General features: G+C 39.1%; 17 protein-coding genes. 6 read left to right on the top strand and 11 right to left on the bottom strand.

Annotated elements, in window-relative coordinates; translation table 11 throughout:
• Positions 1–87 precede the first annotated feature (87 nt).
• Positions 88–525: a GNAT family N-acetyltransferase gene (locus tag ACEPSS_RS03945; protein ID WP_395320384.1), complete on the bottom strand. Its 438-nt coding sequence runs from the start codon at positions 523–525 to the stop codon at positions 88–90.
• Positions 526–616: 91 nt separating this feature from the next.
• Between ACEPSS_RS03945 and ACEPSS_RS03950 the strand changes: the two genes are divergently transcribed.
• Positions 617–1,027 (top strand): MarR family winged helix-turn-helix transcriptional regulator, encoded by a 411-nt coding sequence (locus ACEPSS_RS03950; protein ID WP_395320386.1) that lies wholly within the window; start codon positions 617–619, stop codon positions 1,025–1,027.
• A 59-nt stretch (positions 1,028–1,086) separates the two neighbouring features.
• Here ACEPSS_RS03950 and ACEPSS_RS03955 read toward each other — a convergent pair whose 3' ends face one another.
• The 3 genes from ACEPSS_RS03955 to ACEPSS_RS03965 form a co-directional block, all read right to left on the bottom strand.
• Positions 1,087–2,499: an amino acid permease gene (locus tag ACEPSS_RS03955; protein ID WP_395320388.1), complete on the bottom strand. Its 1,413-nt coding sequence runs from the start codon at positions 2,497–2,499 to the stop codon at positions 1,087–1,089.
• A gap of 190 nt (positions 2,500–2,689) precedes the next feature.
• On the bottom strand, positions 2,690–3,481 hold the full coding sequence (locus ACEPSS_RS03960) for a fructose permease (RefSeq protein WP_395320390.1): 792 nt from the start codon (positions 3,479–3,481) through the stop codon (positions 2,690–2,692).
• Between the two features lie 21 nt (positions 3,482–3,502).
• Positions 3,503–4,516 (bottom strand): zinc-dependent alcohol dehydrogenase family protein, encoded by a 1,014-nt coding sequence (locus tag ACEPSS_RS03965; protein ID WP_395320486.1) that lies wholly within the window; start codon positions 4,514–4,516, stop codon positions 3,503–3,505.
• Positions 4,517–4,871: 355 nt separating this feature from the next.
• Between ACEPSS_RS03965 and rbsK the strand changes: the two genes are divergently transcribed.
• The 4 genes from rbsK (at position 4,872) to ACEPSS_RS03985 (ending at position 8,638) form a co-directional block, all read left to right on the top strand.
• Entirely contained in the window at positions 4,872–6,497 is a 1,626-nt protein-coding gene (gene rbsK, locus ACEPSS_RS03970; RefSeq protein WP_395320392.1) for a ribokinase, read from the top strand.
• 62 nt (positions 6,498–6,559) lie between these two features.
• Positions 6,560–6,808: a hypothetical protein gene (locus ACEPSS_RS03975; RefSeq protein ID WP_395320394.1), complete on the top strand. Its 249-nt coding sequence runs from the start codon at positions 6,560–6,562 to the stop codon at positions 6,806–6,808.
• A gap of 138 nt (positions 6,809–6,946) precedes the next feature.
• Positions 6,947–8,137, top strand: a complete 1,191-nt coding sequence (locus ACEPSS_RS03980; protein WP_395320396.1) for an ammonium transporter — start codon at positions 6,947–6,949, stop codon at positions 8,135–8,137.
• 9 nt (positions 8,138–8,146) lie between these two features.
• Entirely contained in the window at positions 8,147–8,638 is a 492-nt protein-coding gene (locus ACEPSS_RS03985; RefSeq protein ID WP_395320397.1) for a GNAT family N-acetyltransferase, read from the top strand.
• A gap of 51 nt (positions 8,639–8,689) precedes the next feature.
• Here ACEPSS_RS03985 and map read toward each other — a convergent pair whose 3' ends face one another.
• The 3 genes from map to ACEPSS_RS04000 all read right to left on the bottom strand — a co-directional run bounded on the left by map (position 8,690) and on the right by ACEPSS_RS04000 (position 11,097).
• Complete coding sequence (gene map, locus ACEPSS_RS03990; protein ID WP_395320399.1) at positions 8,690–9,487, bottom strand: type I methionyl aminopeptidase; 798 nt, start codon at positions 9,485–9,487, stop codon at positions 8,690–8,692.
• Positions 9,488–9,572: 85 nt separating this feature from the next.
• A complete protein-coding gene (locus ACEPSS_RS03995) occupies positions 9,573–10,418 on the bottom strand; it encodes a DegV family protein (RefSeq protein WP_395320401.1) in 846 nt (281 codons plus the stop codon).
• A gap of 163 nt (positions 10,419–10,581) precedes the next feature.
• A complete protein-coding gene (locus ACEPSS_RS04000) occupies positions 10,582–11,097 on the bottom strand; it encodes a hypothetical protein (RefSeq protein WP_395320403.1) in 516 nt (171 codons plus the stop codon).
• Between the two features lie 142 nt (positions 11,098–11,239).
• On the opposite strand from ACEPSS_RS04000, the gene ACEPSS_RS04005 reads away from it, so the two are divergent.
• Positions 11,240–12,157 (top strand): alpha/beta hydrolase, encoded by a 918-nt coding sequence (locus ACEPSS_RS04005; RefSeq protein WP_395320405.1) that lies wholly within the window; start codon positions 11,240–11,242, stop codon positions 12,155–12,157.
• Between the two features lie 42 nt (positions 12,158–12,199).
• Here the strand turns inward: ACEPSS_RS04005 and ACEPSS_RS04010 are convergent, their stop codons facing one another.
• From ACEPSS_RS04010 to ACEPSS_RS04025, 4 genes are all read right to left on the bottom strand, one after another.
• Positions 12,200–14,119: a M13 family metallopeptidase gene (locus tag ACEPSS_RS04010; RefSeq protein WP_395320407.1), complete on the bottom strand. Its 1,920-nt coding sequence runs from the start codon at positions 14,117–14,119 to the stop codon at positions 12,200–12,202.
• Positions 14,120–14,219: 100 nt separating this feature from the next.
• Entirely contained in the window at positions 14,220–14,921 is a 702-nt protein-coding gene (locus tag ACEPSS_RS04015) for a VIT1/CCC1 transporter family protein (RefSeq protein WP_395320409.1), read from the bottom strand.
• A 12-nt stretch (positions 14,922–14,933) separates the two neighbouring features.
• Positions 14,934–15,626, bottom strand: a complete 693-nt coding sequence (locus tag ACEPSS_RS04020; protein WP_395320411.1) for a VIT1/CCC1 transporter family protein — start codon at positions 15,624–15,626, stop codon at positions 14,934–14,936.
• 142 nt (positions 15,627–15,768) lie between these two features.
• Entirely contained in the window at positions 15,769–16,905 is a 1,137-nt protein-coding gene (locus tag ACEPSS_RS04025) for a DUF3290 family protein (RefSeq protein ID WP_395320413.1), read from the bottom strand.
• Positions 16,906–16,963 lie beyond the last annotated feature (58 nt).

Raw genomic sequence — 16,963 nt, forward strand, 5'->3', positions numbered from 1 at the left:
CGAACTATGGTATGATGCAAAATTCACAAAAAAAGCACAGTTCATTAAAAACTGTACTTTGTTCAATTAGACCGATTTAATTAGTTACTATTTTTTTAAAGACATTTCAACGTGGGGGGTGCCTTCTAAAATGAAGGGCTCACTAAGCTCGACAAACCCGAATTTTTTATAAAAACCAATCACTTGCTGTTGTGATTCAATTTTAATTTCTTTTCCAGGCCATGTTTTATCACAAAAATCCAAAATTTGAGTGATTAATTTGCTCCCCAAACCGGTTCCTCTGACATCAGAAGAAGTGACTACTCTGCCAAACGTAATGTGATTATCCTGCTTAAACACCCGTGCGTAAGCTAATACTTGATTAGATTCTTCCGATTGATAAAAAATATGAGTAGCCGTTAAATCATTTTCGTCCAATTCTTTGTAAATTCGTTTTTGTTCCACCACAAAGGTATTAATTCTTAATTGGAGCATTCCATAAAATTCCAGCCCACTTAATTCGTTAATTTGCTTTATTTTCCACATAATCATTCCCACTTTCATAATTTAATGTATAATAGAGTTGAATATGCAACTCCGTTTAAGTCAATATATTATATTCAGAGGAGAATAGCAAGTGAATGATGTGGAATTATTTAGATTAATTGGATCAATTGCAAGAAAAGCAACTAGAGAAGTAAATCAGGAAGTTAAACCGTATAAATTAGATAATAACCTTTTTTTATACCTTTTAAGAATTATGGAAAATCCTGGAATTACGCAACGTGAACTAATTGAGATTGTACAAGTAGATAAGACCACCATGAGTAAAGCACTAAAGAAATTAATTGAGCAAGGTTACATTAAAAAAGAAGTAAATCACGAAAATAAGAATTTTAAAAAATTATTGCCAAACGAAAAAGCGTATGCAATCAAACAACAACTGATTAATATCGAAGAAAATTATGTTAAGCAAGAAACGGATGCTTTATCGTCAGATGAAAAACAGTTGCTTTATCAATTACTTTTAAAGATAAAGGATGAATAATAATTACCAATCACCAAAAAAATCACCCCAAATTTTCATTTAAGGTGATTTTATAGTATTTATTTATTTAAAACTGAATGTTTCCGGCCGTAAGCAAAGTAGAATAACATTCCTAAGATTAACCATACGAGGAATCTTAGCCATGTTTCCCAGTTCAATCCAGCAATTAGAACTAAACAGAAAAGAATTGCCATGATGGGTGTGAAAGGTACCAGTGGAGTTTTGAAGCCCCGTTTTGCTTTTGGTTGTGTGTATCTCATTACCAAAATTCCGGCTGATACGAGGATAAAGGCTGACAATGTTCCGATATTTACTAGTTCTGCCAAGATGTTCAAGTTAATGAAACCACCAGCTAAAGCAGTTACAATGCCAAAGAACCAAGTTACCACGAATGGTGTTTTTCTTTTAGCATCAACTTTACTAAATACTTTAGGGAAGAGTCCGTCACGAGCCATTGAGTAGCTAATTCTTGATTGACCGTAAAGCATTACCAATAGAACAGTGGTCATTCCTAAAATAGCTCCTAGACTAACAATCATTGAGAGCCAACCTTGACCAGTTTTTACTAAAACAGCGAGGATAGGTGCATTAAGGTATTTACTGTAAACTGTGTATTTAACTACTCCAGTCATGATGAGGGTCATCATGATGTAGAGCACCGTTGAGATAAAGAGGGATAAAAGAATTCCCCGAGGGAGGGTTTTACTAGGGTTAATCGTTTCTTCAGCACTAGAAGAAACAGCATCAAAACCAATGAATGAGAAGAAAACGATTGAAGCAGCCGGGATAATTCCAGCAGCATTACCGTCATGAACTGAGTACAAACCGTAAGGAACAAAGGGGTGCCAGTTAGCCGTTTTAATAAACCAAACGGTACAAACGATGAATAAGATTACTACGGCCAGTTTTACAATTACCATAAAATCATTGAGTCGTTTCGTTTGGTTAATTCCCATTGAAAGAATCCAAGTAATCAGGATAATAATCAAGAAAGCAGGGAGGTTAAAGATGGTGTGTACTCCAGGAGTAGTTCCAGCAGCAGCGGTTAAAGCCGTTGGGATGTGAAGGCCAAAGTTATCAAGTAGGTTCACTAGATAACCCGACCAACCCACTGAAACGGTGGCAGCTCCTAGGGCATATTCCAAAATCAAGTCCCAACCAATGATAAAGGCGGTAATTTCACCAAAGGCAATGTATGAGTAAGTGTAAGCTGATCCAGAAATGGGTGCCATTGAAGCAAATTCAGCGTAACATAGTCCGGCAAAGCCACAACAGATGGCTGCTAACAAGAATGAAAGAGCTAGTCCAGGTCCAGCAACTAAGGCGCCTTTTCCGGTTAGCACGAAAATTCCAGTTCCAATAATGGCACCGATTCCAAGAAAAGTCAGATCCCAAGTTTTTAGGGTTCTGTTCAAAGGAGTCTTTTGTGCTAACAAGCCAGTGATGTCTTTTTTTCTAAATAAAGATTTCATTTTTATTCCTCCTTTTGTGTTAAAAATAAAATTTTTATTAATATACCATGGGTAAGAAAATGCTGTCAATATATTTTATACGCTTGTTCATGTAACGAAAACAAACATAGAAAATGCCGAAAATTAATTATTTATATAGAAGAAAAAAACACGTAATCCGAAGATTACGTGTTTTAAAATACTGATTATTTTATTTTTCTTGTGCCTTTTTAGCGATGTCATCATCAATATCAGTTGAGACAATTGATTCTTCTAATTCAGGATCAATATCAACGGCTTGATGTTTTAAGCCAGGGAAAATTCGTTTATCAGCTACTCCAGTAATATTACCTTGGAATAAGAAAGCAAAAATAGTTCCGATTCCGTAGTAAGTAAACTGGTGGGTAACAGCAAAGGCAATTACTCCCATAATGGTAGGGGGAATGTATGAAGCCCACATTGCTTTTCCAGCAGCACCTTTGAAGTATTTGAAACGCAAGATTTGCATCAAATCATCAGCAGGGTGTAACACTAGGTTAACCCGTTGGTAGATTGAGATAGCAATGGCAATCAAAGCAACTCCAAAGAAGTTAAGTAAAACATAAACGATAATTAAGCCTAAGGTGTGTGCTTCTGGTAATTTAATCGTGGTCGTAAAGAGATTGTAAAAAGTCTGAATTAACCAAGAGAAAGGAACCATGAAGATTACGTTTCCTAAGGCACGACCCCAATCCCAACGACCAACTAAAACAGCGTTTAACACCGTAATGACAATTCCTAGGATTAAGAAAGCCCAGAAGAGGTTCCAATGAAAAGCAATTCCAAAGTTAGTTTCGGCAGCAGTCCAATAAGCTGATCCCAAGAAAGATGGGAAAACCTTGGCACTGGTTACTAACGTTAAAACGTTTCCTAGCGAGTTAATTACTAATGAAAGGACAAAATAAGCAATTGAAGCTTTCATTGAGATCGTACGAGGCGTTTTTTTGGTTTTTTTAACAGCCATGTAAGTCCTCCTCGTATTTAATTATTTAAGGTTAGGGTTAACGGCAACAACAGTTTTACCAGTCTTAGGAGTGCTTTGGTTCAAGACCCCTTCAACTTCTTCTAAACTAATGGTGTTAGCGATGAAACGTTCAACTTCAACGGCACCAGTTTCAAGTAATGCAAGGGTGTCTTCAAAAGAGTTAGGGTTAATCATTGAACCCTTGATTGACAATTGTTTCTTGAAGATTTCGTAAGTGTTCATTGAGAAAGTTTGACCTGGTTCACCAACTCCAAACATGAATACTTGAGCACCTTTGTTAGTGTGTTTAACGGCAGCTTCTTGAGTTTCAGGAGTACCAACGGCTTCGATAACGATATCGTAATCACCAGGAATTTCTTCTTTAGTGGTGTTAACGACGTGGTTTAATTTCAATTCTTTTTGTTCTTTAGCAAGAAGATCATCATGACGACCAGTCATAGTGATGTTACGGATTCCGTAAGCTCTTAATAATTGAGCAAATAATTTAGCCATGAAACCATCACCGATGATTAAAGCACTCATATGTGGTTGGATGTTTTCCATGATGTGCATGGTGTGAACACCACATGAGATTGGTTCCATTGAACAAGCAGCTTTAAGAGAAACTGCATCTGGAATGTGGTAAACCACAGTATCAGGAGCAGTGAAGTATTGTTCCAAACCACCATCACGAGTTACCCCAACTGCAGAAAGGTTTTCACATTCTTCAAAAAGACCAATGTGACAGTAGAAACAGTGACCACAGTAGATGTTAGGGTCAACAGAAACACGGTCGCCTTCTTTAAAGTCTTTTACGTTCTTACCAACGGCTTTAACGACCCCTGAGTTTTCGTGTCCTAAAACAATTGGAGGAACAGCATCAGCTGAACCGGGAAGACCATTGAAAAGGGCACTATCAGTACCACAGATACCTGCGTAAGCAGTTTCAATTAAAACTTCGTCATCCTTTGGAGTTGGGATGTCGCGTTCTTCCATTTTCATTTCTTGTTTGCCAGTCATTACTAAAGCTTTCATTTTTTCAGCCATCATAATTCTCCTTTGAATTTTTTTATAGTTACGATTTGAGCAAGTTTAATCAAAATGATTCGATATGTATTACATGATAAAATTTTGATTTGCTTACTTCTCTACATCTACTAATGTAAGCGATTTACCTACCGATTGCAAGGGGTTTATCGCAATTAATATTTTTTTCACAAGCGTTATTTTAGGGCAAATTTTGACAAGACCCCATTCTGACAACTATCAAATCAATTTTAAAACTTCCAAACTTAATTTATAATTTCACAATCTTTTTAATTTAATAAGATAACGCTTACATTTTTCTAGAAACGGTTTATACTGAAGGTGTGAAAAGGGAGGTAATTTGATGAACAAAAAAATTGTAGTCGTTGGCTCGACCAACGTTGATAAAGTTTTAAATGTTGAAAAATACGTCCTTCCAGGTGAGACCTTGGCAGTTGATACCTACCAACAGTCACATGGCGGTGGAAAAGGAGCGAACCAAGCAATTGCGGCGGTTCGTTCTGGAGCAGACACCACCTTCATTTCTAAACTAGGAAATGATGATGATGCCAAAATGATGATTGAAGGTTTCAAAGCAGATGGCATGAACGTGGCTGATTTAATTACCACGGACGCCCAAGAAACGGGGAAAGCCTATATCACCGTTGATAAAACGGGACAAAACTCGATTTACGTTTATGGGGGAGCTAACATGGCGATGACGCCTGACGATGTCATTACTCATCAAGCATCCATTATTAACGCCGATTGTGTGATTGCTCAACTAGAAATTCCGGTTCCCGCAGTCATTGCGGCTTTTAAAATTGCCAAAGCCCACGGAGTGCAAACGATTTTGAATCCGGCTCCCGCTAAGCAACTTCCAGAAGAACTTTTAAAATTAACCGATATTATTACACCAAATGAATCAGAAGCAGCTACGTTAACGGGCATTGAAGTGCAAGATGAAGATTCGATGTTAGCTAACGCCCAGTTTTTCTTTGAACGGGGAATTAAGATGGTAATTATTACCGTTGGGGGCCGAGGCTCATTCTTTGCAACCCCGACTGACCATGCCTTAATTCCACCATTTCCTGCTCAAGTAGTTGATACGACGGCTGCCGGGGACACCTTTATTGGAGCACTGGCTTCCCAACTTAAGCCAGATTTATCCAACGTTAGAGCAGCGATGTTGTACGCCAGTCATGCTTCGTCACTCACGATTCAAGTTGCAGGGGCCCAGAATTCAATTCCAACCCGCGCTGCCATCTTGAATGTGATTAAACAAGATCAAATGAGTGAAACTGAAATTGAAAAACAAAAAGCCCAAGCAGCGGCTTATGCTGCTAAATTGGTTCCTGACCACATCGTGTTAGGCTTAGGTTCCGGAACAACGGCGGCTTACTTTGTCAAAGCGATTAACCAACGCATCAATGACGAAAAACTCGATATCCAATGTGTCGCTACTTCAGTTGGCACGGAAAAATTAGCCGAACAGCTTGGAATGCGGATGTTAGACGTTAATACCATTGATCACGTTGACTTAACGGTTGATGGGGCAGACGTGGTTGACCACCAACTAAATGGGATTAAAGGTGGCGGTGCGGCTCTTCTCTTTGAAAAATTAGTGGCCGATATGTCGAAAGAAAACATTTGGATTATTGATCAAAGTAAATATACTGATTCCTTGGCTGGTCACATTTTGCCAATCGAAGTGATTCCGTTTGGCGGTATGGGAGTCTTCCGTTACCTAAAGGAAAATGGTTATCAACCAGAGTTCCGCTTTCAAGATAATGGTGACATTTTGGAAACGGATTCCGGCAACTACTTAATTAACATTATTATTCCGAAAAATGCTGATTTAACTAAATTAGCGTCTGACTTGAAGAACCTAACTGGAGTAGTGGAACACGGACTCTTCTTAAACATTTGTGATGAATTAATTATCGGTGGTGATCAAATAAAAACCATTAAGCGTTCAGAACTTAAGTGAAATGGTGCGAGATGTGTTAAATTATAGATGTAAGATTAAAAAAATTTTTGGAGGTATTTACCATGGAAGAAGTTGCAATTAAAAAGATTATTGTGGGATTAATTCCTTACCAAATCGATAACTCACAAGTTGTTTATAATGATGGTCAAGGAGTGCTTAAATCAAACGATGATATCCTTGATGGTTACATTCGTGATAGCAAAATTATTACGGTCGTAACTCCATCTGGTAAAGAAGTAAGACTTGCTTACAAAGTTGATGTGCCTAACAAACGCGTTTTAATCAACAATTCAGCTGCTGAATTAGCTTAATTAATTCAAAAAAAGTCCGATTTTCTGCGGAAAATCAGGCTTTTTTTGTTTGGTGTCACAATTTATAACATTAAACCTATTCAAGCAAAAGTGAGACAGCTATACTTGCTACATTAAGTGATGAGGGGGATTCATTTCATGGCAACTAACATTGCGTTTATTTTTGTTTGTTCGGTATTGGTGTTCTTTATGACACCGGGGTTATCATTCTTTTACGGGGGGATGGTACCCAAGAAGCAAGTTAATAACACTTTGATGTCGGTTTTCATCATGTGTAGTATTCCGGTGTTACTCTGGGTGATTTGTGGTTATTCACTTTCCTTTTCGGGGAACAACTGGAATTTAATTGGTGATTTACATAACGTTATGTTACATAACGTTAAAATGGATGCCGTTTCCACTTTGACGGATGGCAAACTAAATAACGTTACTTACATTATTTTTCAAATGATGTTTGCAATTATTACACCGGCCTTGTTTGTGGGAGCGATTGTCGGACGGATGGACTTTAAGTTTTTAATTTCATTTGTCGTTTTATGGTCACTCTTCGTTTACTACCCCATGGTCCATATGGTTTGGGGCGGGGGCTTCTTACAAGGACTGGGTGCCTTAGATTTTGCCGGTGGCTTAGTCGTTCACATTAATGCCGGGGTCACGGCCTTAATCTTAGCTTGGTTCTTAGGACCTCGTTTAGTTAAACAAAACGCTAACCCAGCTAACTTGAGTTGGGTGGTGCTTGGAACTTCCATGTTATGGGTTGGTTGGTACGGGTTTAACGCCGGCTCAGCTTTAGGTATCAATGGGATTGCCATGCAAGCAATGCTTACAACCACAGTGGCAACGGCGACGGCCATGTTAGTTTGGATTGTTTTAGACGTCTTCTTTAAGAAAAATGCTTCATTATTAGGGATTTGTTCGGGAGCCGTGTGTGGCCTAGTTGCGATTACTCCAGCTTGTGGTTACGTAACCATTGCGGGCTCAATGGTAATTGGTTTGGTAGCTACGTTAGCTAGTTACTTGTTCATTAACAAAGTGAAGCCTATCATTAAAATTGACGATACTTTAGATGCGTTTGGTTGTCACGGAATCGCCGGAATTGTCGGCAGTATTTTAACGGGATTATTTGCTAGTAAAACCGTGAACCCCACCATTACCGAAAGTGGTCTGTTGGAAGGTGGTTCATGGCACTTGCTTGGGGTTCAACTTGGTGCTACTATCTTTACAGTAGTTTTCACGGTGGTAATTGTTTCAATCATTATTGTGGTGTTGAAACGAATTATCAGAATGAGAATTTCCAAAGCAGAAGAAAAATTGCGTGAATTAATGTAGGGGTAGAGCATGACTGAATTTGAATTGGCAACGGCCAATGACTTACCTAAAATTGTCGAAATTTATAATCAAGCGATTCCGGGAAGATTAGCGACCGCTGATTTAGACCCAGTTACGGTTGCGAGTAAGCAAGCTTGGTTCCAGGCTTTTGATGCAAACCAGCACCCAATCTGGGTAATCAAAGTTAATCACCAAATTGCCGGATGGGTCTCACTAGCAGCTTTTCATGAACGGGCTGCTTATCGTAAAACGGTTGAGATTTCGATTTATTTCGATCAACAATTTCAGCATCAAGGGTTAGGTCAACAAGCACTTACGTTTGTCGAAACTCAAGTTAAGCGCCTGGGAGTTACTACGATTGTCGCGTTGATTTTTGCACATAATCAGCCCAGTCAGGGACTCTTTTTAAAGAATGGCTTTGAAAAGTGGGCCCATTTACCAGATGTTGCCGAACTAGATGAGCAATCAGCCAGTGTTGATATTTTAGGAAAACACTATTAAATAACAAAAAAAACTCGATGAATTTAAAATTCATCGGGTTTTTCGTTTGGTTTATTTTAGTAAGTATTTAGCATCAATGTCAGGATCTTGGGAGGTTAAAATCTTAGGACCATCATTAGTAATTACTAACGTATGTTCATATTGGGCTGAAAGTGAACCATCAGCAGTTACATAGTAAGTCCAATCATCTTTAGCATCATAACGATCTTTAATTTCCCAAGTACCCAACGTCACCATTGGTTCAATCGTAATCGTCATGCCGGGACGTAACCGAAGTCCTTGACCTTTTTCTCCATAAGCTGGCACAGCTGGATCTTCATGAATGGAAGGTTGAATTCCGTGACCAATTAAATCACGCACATCACCCATCCCGTTTTCGTCTTCGACATAGGCTTGAATGGCAGCTCCAATGTCACCAATTCGGTTACCAACTTGGGCTTGGTCAATTCCTTTGTAAAGGGCAGTCTTAGTAACTTCCATTAAGCGCTTGGCTTCAGGACTAACTTCACCAACGGCATAAGTCCAACAAGAGTCACTTTCAAAGCCGTCTTTGTTAACACACATGTCAACTTTGACTAAGTCACCTTTTTTTAGTTTTAAGCCCTTCCGAGGAATTCCGTGAGCAACTTCGTCGTTAATCGAAATACAAGTTCCAAATTTGTAGCCATCAAAGCCTTTTTCAGAAGGGGTAGCTCCATGTTCGGTAATGTATTTATCAGCAAATTCTTCAATTTCCCAAGTATCAATCCCTGGTTTGATGAGTTTCCGTAATCCTTGGTGAACTCCAGCTAAAATTGCGCCAGATTCAGCCATTTTTTTAATTTCACGATCTGATTTTAATGTAATCAAGTGTGTGTTCTCCTTTAATAATGATTTGAATCCTATATGTCTAATATACCACTATTTAGGAAAGAACGACCCCCGAAACGTTTAGTTAGAACTGATCATTATAAATAATTGCAAATCCAGCGGGACCTGCATGGGGCATTAAGGAAGGACTGACATAACTAATGACTGTGTTAATGTCCGGGCGAGCTTCTAGAATTTCTGCAGCAATTTCCCGCACTTCGCGATCATCATCAACAAAGGGCAAGCCAACGTCTTTAACTTTAGGATTGGCGATAATCTCGGCCACAATTTGGTTTTCAATTTTCCGTTGTTGCTTTTTTCCCCGACACTTGTACTTGAATTGTAATTCATCGTTTTCCAAGGTAATGACCGGTTTTAATTTAATGATGGAAGAAATAAACCCAGCCGCTTTACTAGCTCGGCCACCTTTCACTAAATAATCTAAATTATTAATGAAAAGGTATAGTTTAGTGCTATTAGCTAATTGGTTAACGCGTTGGACGATGGTGGCAAAATCAGCTCCGGCTTCAGCTAGTTGGGCGGCTTTTAAAACTAAGTAGGCCGTTCCTCGAGCAGCAGAAGTACTATTGATGGTCGCAATTTGGTGGTCAAACTGTTGGGCAGCCACCGCTGCGGTACTACTAGTTCCGCTTAAAACTCCGGCGATGTGGATTGAAATGATTTGTGCATCAGGATCAGCATCAATAATATCCTGGTAAGTTTTTACAAAATCACCCATACTGGGTTGACTGGTGGTCGGAAATTCGGCTTTAGTCTCTAAAATGTTCGAAAATTCCTGAGAACTCATGTCAACTTGGTCTTTATAGGTCTGCCCTTCAAACAGTACTTGGAGGGAAACGAGCTGAATGTGGTGTTTTTTAATTTCAGAAGCAGTTAATTGGGTCGTGGTATCAGTTACGATATGAATCATCTTTTTCTCCTTAGTGACATAAACTTAATTAGCTTAATTATATAAATTAAACGGGCTTAAATGGGCACTTTCAGGAAATCAAATTCAGAAGGGGATGTTGTGGGGATTTAATGGAGGTGTAAAAGGTTACAGATTTAAAAATGTGTAAAATAAAAAAGAAGCGCTAGTCTTCTTTTTTCGTAATTTTATCTGAAATTAGGGTTTTAGCCATGCCTTTGATAAAGCGGTGGTGGCGTTTTTTACTACAGAGATAATCAACGTAATAGTTACCGGCAAAGAAACAGCAGAGACAAATTAAAAACGTCCCCAACGTGGCCAATTCCTCTAAGTCAAACTTTTCCAACAGCTCATAACTAGAAGCAATCGCATGCAAGAAACCAGCATAGGAAACGAAGTACCAAGCTAATCCCTTATTGTAAAAACTGTAGAAACTTTTTAAGTCTTGTTTGTTTGAAGCTAGTTTAACGAGTTGTTGATGAGCATTCTTTTTATAGTAGTGGAAAAGTAAAGGTGGAAATATCCAGTAGAAGAACGGTAAATTTTTCCGCTTTCCCGCACTACTTTGGTATTTAGCAAAGACCGAATTTGACTCCATCAGCTCCATTTTTCCTTGATAAAGCGGGAAGATGAATAAAAGCCAATCGGCCACAAAAGCACACAGTATCGTAAATTTTTCCACAATTAAAACTCCTTTAGTTATCTAATAACCTTATTAAAACGGTTTTGCCGTGGAATTGCAACCGTCCCTGACAGAAAATCCAAATATGTTATGATAGAAGCTGACGAAGTTCTTAAAATAAACGTAAAAAGGTGATAATTAAGTGAGTAAAGTATTTAATAAAAAAGATTTGTTTGTCCTAATTGTCGGAATCTTAGCAGTGTTTGTTGGATTTGTATACATTCAATTTGGCGTGGGCGTTGAAAGTGGGCCTAAAGTTGATAACTCTCAGCAACCAATTATTTTTGTTTCTGACCAAAATAAGACCTCAAGTGCGGCCCAACATCTAGTGACGACGACTAGTCGATCAGGTGGCTCAGTGGCGATGCACGTTGACGTTTATGATGACGGGACAATTAAGTACCTCGCTAACAAAAACGTTAAGCGGGCGAAACAACCAATTATTGAAGTTAGTTACAGTGGTCACACTAATACCACTAAGGAACAGTCTGCCAAATTACAAGAAATTTTAGCTCATTTGCATCATAAATATGGTTATCGTGATTATGATGCAATTGGATTTGGTGCGGGAGCTTTAGCTGTTTATGATAATGCAGTTACTTACGGGACTAAGAAAAACAAAATGCAGTTGAGTCACTTTATTTCAATTGCCGGTCCTTATCAAGGAGTGATGCCAGATCGCCATGCGAACCCAACTCCTGGTATCCCACATCCTACCCCAGGATCAACCCCTGGCAATGGTTCCGTTCATCCGGATAATCATCAAGCCCTTAATAGCCAACAAATTGTCAATAGCCGCTTCCCTAGTTATGCCGATTTAAAAAAGAAATCAAGTAAATTGGACGAAAACACCAAGGTGCTTAATATCTACGGGGTGTTAAATGCCGCTGATAAATCAGACGGACGTGTGAGTGAACAATCGGCCACGGCTCTTAAAAAGCTGGTTAAAGCTGATAATTACCAATCACTTCGTTTAACTGGTCCTTATGCTCTACATTCGAATATCTTAGATAATCAAATTGCAGAACGCTTAGTTAACCGATTCTTATTTAATGATTAAACAAAAAAATTCCTCATCCAAAGCGGATGGGGAATTTTTTGTTTACCAGATTTTTACTCGTTTTTCTGGGGCAAGATACATCGCATCTTGGTCGGTAACGTTAAAAGTAGTGTAAAAATCATCTAAATTTTTAACTTGAACGGATGCTCGTAAGGGAGCAGGAGCATGCACGTCAATTGAAAGTAAGAGTTGTTGGTATTCAGGGGTTGCCTTCATTCGCCAAATTCTGGACCAGTTAATGAAGAATTCTGCTAAGTCCACATCTGCCTCGTTTTTAGCGGCGGCTTCGGCACAACTAAGGCCACCGGCATCGGCAATGTTTTCTGAAACGGTTAATTTACCGTTCACTTTCCCACCAGCAAAGGGAAGGTCATTAAATTCAGCGATCATTTGATCAGCTAATTTTTGGAAATGTTCATGATCGGCTTTGGTCCACCAATTATTGAGGTTTCCAAATTCATCAAATAATGAACCGTTATTATCAAAGGCGTGCGAAATTTCGTGGGCAATCACTGCTCCAACTCCACCATAATTAGCACTTGAGCTTTGTTCTAAGCTATAAAATGGTGCTTGTAAAATAGCGGCGGGGAAGACAATGATGTTTTTGAAAGGATGGTAATAAGCGTTCACCGTGGCAGCGCTCATTTCCCAACGTTCTCGTTCCACGGGTTGGTTCCACTTGGCAAAGGCAGCTTGCGTGGCAATTTTGTTAAACTTCATCACGTTAGCTAATAATGATAGTTTTTCCTCAACGTGGAATTTACGGTAAAGGGGATCAACTTCATCGGGGTAACCGACTTGAATCCCAAGGGTTGCTAGTTTTTTAACGGCCATTTGTTTAGTTTCGGGGCTTAACCAGTCATTGTTTTCTAAGCGATTTTTGTAAACGTTAATCATATTTTCGACCATATGATGAACATCGGCTTTGGCTTGTTCTCCAAAGTATTGGTGGCCATAGTAATCACCAACGACTTGATCAAAGGTTCCAGAAGCTAAGTAATAAGCTGCTTTCGTAGGGCTAGTTGCTTCTTTTTTCCCAGATAAAGCCCGACTATAAGTCCCACCAACTTGGCGGAAATCCTCACTAAGTAATGAGCTGTAACCTTTTACAGTTTTGACAATCATCCAGGCTTTCATCAAATCGAAGTTTTCAGGGGTCAAGAGTTCAGCTAAGTGGGCAAAATAGTTTGGTTCGGTGACGATTACTTTATTAGGCACTTCACCAACTAGTTGATTAATAGCGGCTTTTAAGTTTACCGCTGTGGTAGAACGGGCTAATTCATCCGTTGTTTGGGGATTGTACATCTTGCTATAATCAGCCGATTCTTCTGCTGATTTCACGTTTGGCACAATTAATTGATCAAATTGTTTGGCTTTTTCCACGGTTGCTACTGCATCAGTGTGGTCGTAACCAACCATTTCTAAGAGTTTCACGTTCATGTCAGTAAAAATGGGCATTAACTGGGCGTAAGCAGGATTACCGTTTTCATAGTAAGTTTTGTCAGGCATGAAGAGGGCGGGACTCCCAGCAAATAAAGCATTCAATTTGGCATTTTTCATATCCGGATCAATATCAAAATTAAAGGGAGTGGGTAAGCCACTTAATATCCAATCAGGAAGTTGATCATTCAAGTCACTGTAATCATTCAGATTTTGAATTCGTTCAATTAGAGGAAGAAGGGGTTGTGCACCTTCCGCATTCCGCCGGTCAAAGTCTTCGGCCATTTTGTAGAATTTAGTGTACTCAACTAATTCAGGAGTTTTAGCTGGGAGAGAGCCCGCGGCTAAAGCAGCCGAATCATGCATTAAGGTTTTGTCGATATCATCAACTAAATCCATGAAACCACCAACGGATGAATGATCACCGGGGATGGTAGCTTGTTTAATCCACGCGCCGTTGACCGCGTTATAAATATTTTGTTTAATTTCATTTTTATCAATGGGAAAATCAGTTTTTGTCATAGTATCAATTCCTTTCGTGATTGTTATTAATAGTAACAAAAAAACTACGCCAAAGTAACTTTGACGTAGCTAATTGATGAATTTAATTGGTTTTAAGAGTTTAAAAGAAATGTCCGAAAATAATCCCTACGAAATAGTGAATGAACATCGTTAAAATTCCAACAATTACGTTTCGAATTATTGCAGTTTTAACAATTCCTTTACCTAAGATGGCACTAAAGTAACCAGTTAAAGCCACAGCAATCACAACGGCAATAATGGTCCCTGTCCACTTGAATTCGGTTGGAAGCAATGTCATGGCTAAAAGGGGAAGCGATCCACCTAAAGCAGCTGATATTAATGAAGAAAAAGCTGCTGACCAAGGACTCATGTAATGACCAATTTCCATATCATACTTCACGGATACCATGGTTTGAAGGGGGTTTTTGCTTAATAAATCATCAGCGATTTCATCAGCAGTAGTTTCTGAAATTCCCCGTTCCATGTAATAGTCAATGACGTCTTGGCGTTCACCTTTGAAATTAACATCAAGTAGTTTTTCTTCTTCACGAACGGCTGACTCTTCAGTATCACGTTGTGAACTAACTGAGGCATATTCGCCTCCCGCCATTGAAAAGGCACAGGCTAGCAAATCAGCTAAACCGGCAATGAAAATGGTATAAATATCGGTGGTAGCTACCCCAACGGAGAATAGCACACCAACAACGGTTAAAATTCCATCGTTTGATCCTAGAACTCCAGCCCGTAGGTTGTTTAACCGTTCATCCATGGTTAATTTATGGTGCTTTTTAAATAATTTCATGATTTATTCCTCCTAACCTGCTAACATTCCGACTAATACTCCGACTGAGTATGTAACTGACATGGTCACAATTCCAGAAATAACGTTTCGCAATACGGAGTGGGTCTTGTTGGCTTTACTTAAAATCGCAGCTAGGTAACCGGTAATGGCTAAAGCAATAATCACGGCGATGAAGGTCGTCGCAATGTGCATACTCTTAGGACCCACAAAAATCGAAATCAAGGGAAGTAATGATCCTAACGGAAAGGAAATTAAAGAAGCAAATGCAGCTGCGTAAGGACTAGTAAATTTACTAGGATCAAATGAATAACGTTCCCGTACGGCCGTAGTGAGGGGGTCGTTAGTCATCATTTCAGTGGTGGCTTTGTGCGCTAACGCTTTGGCCATTCCAGTGGCCATGTATTTTTGTTGTACGAAATCAAACTCTTTTTGGTAATTATCGGCCAAGGCTTGTTTTTCGGTAGCAACGGCTTTGCGTTCTGAGTCTTTTTGACTATTAACGGAAACGTATTCACCCATTGCCATGGAAACACTTCCGGCTAACATCCCGGCTAAACCAGAAACCAAGATGGCCCAGTTACTGGTCGAGGCCCCGGCAACCCCTAAAACGATTCCAGCAATTGATAAAATTCCATCATTGGCACCCATTACACTAGCTCGTAAAACGTTAATTTTTTGGGCTAGTGACATTTTTTTCTTTTTCATAATCGAAACTCCTTATTTGTAATTATTCTAATTTAGAATATGTTATTATTTTACCTTAAAATTTAATTGTAGTAAATACTAAATTTAACTAATGGCCAAAATAAAGCCCCATAATCGTGATGACTACAGGACTTAATTGGGTTTATTTTTTATCAAAAATTCGATTCTTCGAAGGGTATCTGACAATTTCCAATTTATGATCATTCATTTGGGCTAAATAGACGTTTGCAATGCTGGTATGTCTTTCTTTCAACATGTCAACTAATTGAGCCTCGGTAATTCCTTCGCGTTTCAAAGCAGAAGGGTTTAGTTGGCCATCTGAAATTAACGGATAACGGACTGAATCATCGCCGTAAGTGTTGACGGTGAGCTGGCCGTTTTGTTCCAAAGTCGCATTTTGGACATCTTTTAGATCATTAACCCCGTGAGTTCGGAGTTTGAAAGTTAGCTCACTCGCCGTTACTCCATTTTTAAGCGCCCGCCGGACATTTACCATTCCTTTGGAGATAAGGACTTGGGGGCTACCGTTAATCAGCTTATTCAAAGTGCTGTTTTGGGAAGTTAAGAATTTAATGGCAAACACAATCACGGACCAAATTAACATGATGACGATAAATTGGAGGTTAGTGATTTGGGAGTTATAAATCGTTCCCCCAATAATTCCCCCTAAAATATAATTTTGGACCTGATCAATGGCATTGGAAGGGGCTAAGTTACCTTTTCCGGATAAATTAATTTGTAGGACAATCGTAATCAAACCGACCATAAATTTCAAAGCGATATCCCAGTAGTCCATCGTTCCCGCTGCACCACCTGAGCCAGCTAGGTTAAAGTCAGCGGACTTAACTTGTTTTGGTTCATTAACTAAGTTGGCTTTCGTTAATGAGTAACTAGATTGATCGCTGTTGAAGTTGACGGTGTAGTATTTTTTTCCGATTTGTAAAGTCATTCCATCTGATAGGGTAGTTCCACTGGCATAAACTTCATCAGGGGAAATATGGTGATCCTTAGCTACTTTTTTAATTAGTTGGACGGTTTGTCCGGTTTTGCTATCGGAATTTTGTTGATCGATTAAACGACCGGCTTGCATCGCAATGATTAAGGCCCCAATCATGGAAACTAAAATAAATAAAGTCCGAAAGCGGGGATTATTTTGGTTGCGGTAATAAAAAATCCCACTGACCAACATAATTAAAGCGATTACTGCAGTTAAAATCGTGTAAAAATACGTCGTTAAATTAAAGCTATGTTCGATGTATTGTAATGAGTATAAATTCATGCTGTGGCTCCTTCAGGATAAAAAATTGCAATAAAAAACCCACGAGGGTTGGTCGTGG

It is taken from the genome of Fructilactobacillus frigidiflavus (genome assembly GCF_044054575.1).
Taxonomy (GTDB): domain Bacteria; phylum Bacillota; class Bacilli; order Lactobacillales; family Lactobacillaceae; genus Fructilactobacillus; species Fructilactobacillus frigidiflavus.

What these genes read in the sequence shown, in the direction of transcription:
- ACEPSS_RS03945 (WP_395320384.1), bottom strand. Translation starts at nt 525, where the DNA reads ATGTGGAAAATAAAGCAAATTAACGAATTAAGTGGGCTGGAATTTTAT.
- ACEPSS_RS03955 (WP_395320388.1), bottom strand. Translation starts at nt 2,499, where the DNA reads ATGAAATCTTTATTTAGAAAAAAAGACATCACTGGCTTGTTAGCACAA.
- ACEPSS_RS03960 (WP_395320390.1), bottom strand. Translation starts at nt 3,481, where the DNA reads ATGGCTGTTAAAAAAACCAAAAAAACGCCTCGTACGATCTCAATGAAA.
- ACEPSS_RS03965 (WP_395320486.1), bottom strand. Translation starts at nt 4,516, where the DNA reads ATGAAAGCTTTAGTAATGACTGGCAAACAAGAAATGAAAATGGAAGAA.
- rbsK (WP_395320392.1), top strand. Translation starts at nt 4,872, where the DNA reads ATGAACAAAAAAATTGTAGTCGTTGGCTCGACCAACGTTGATAAAGTT.
- ACEPSS_RS03975 (WP_395320394.1), top strand. Translation starts at nt 6,560, where the DNA reads ATGGAAGAAGTTGCAATTAAAAAGATTATTGTGGGATTAATTCCTTAC.
- ACEPSS_RS03980 (WP_395320396.1), top strand. Translation starts at nt 6,947, where the DNA reads ATGGCAACTAACATTGCGTTTATTTTTGTTTGTTCGGTATTGGTGTTC.
- ACEPSS_RS03985 (WP_395320397.1), top strand. Translation starts at nt 8,147, where the DNA reads ATGACTGAATTTGAATTGGCAACGGCCAATGACTTACCTAAAATTGTC.
- ACEPSS_RS03995 (WP_395320401.1), bottom strand. Translation starts at nt 10,418, where the DNA reads ATGATTCATATCGTAACTGATACCACGACCCAATTAACTGCTTCTGAA.
- ACEPSS_RS04010 (WP_395320407.1), bottom strand. Translation starts at nt 14,119, where the DNA reads ATGACAAAAACTGATTTTCCCATTGATAAAAATGAAATTAAACAAAAT.
- ACEPSS_RS04015 (WP_395320409.1), bottom strand. Translation starts at nt 14,921, where the DNA reads ATGAAATTATTTAAAAAGCACCATAAATTAACCATGGATGAACGGTTA.
- ACEPSS_RS04020 (WP_395320411.1), bottom strand. Translation starts at nt 15,626, where the DNA reads ATGAAAAAGAAAAAAATGTCACTAGCCCAAAAAATTAACGTTTTACGA.
- ACEPSS_RS04025 (WP_395320413.1), bottom strand. Translation starts at nt 16,905, where the DNA reads ATGAATTTATACTCATTACAATACATCGAACATAGCTTTAATTTAACG.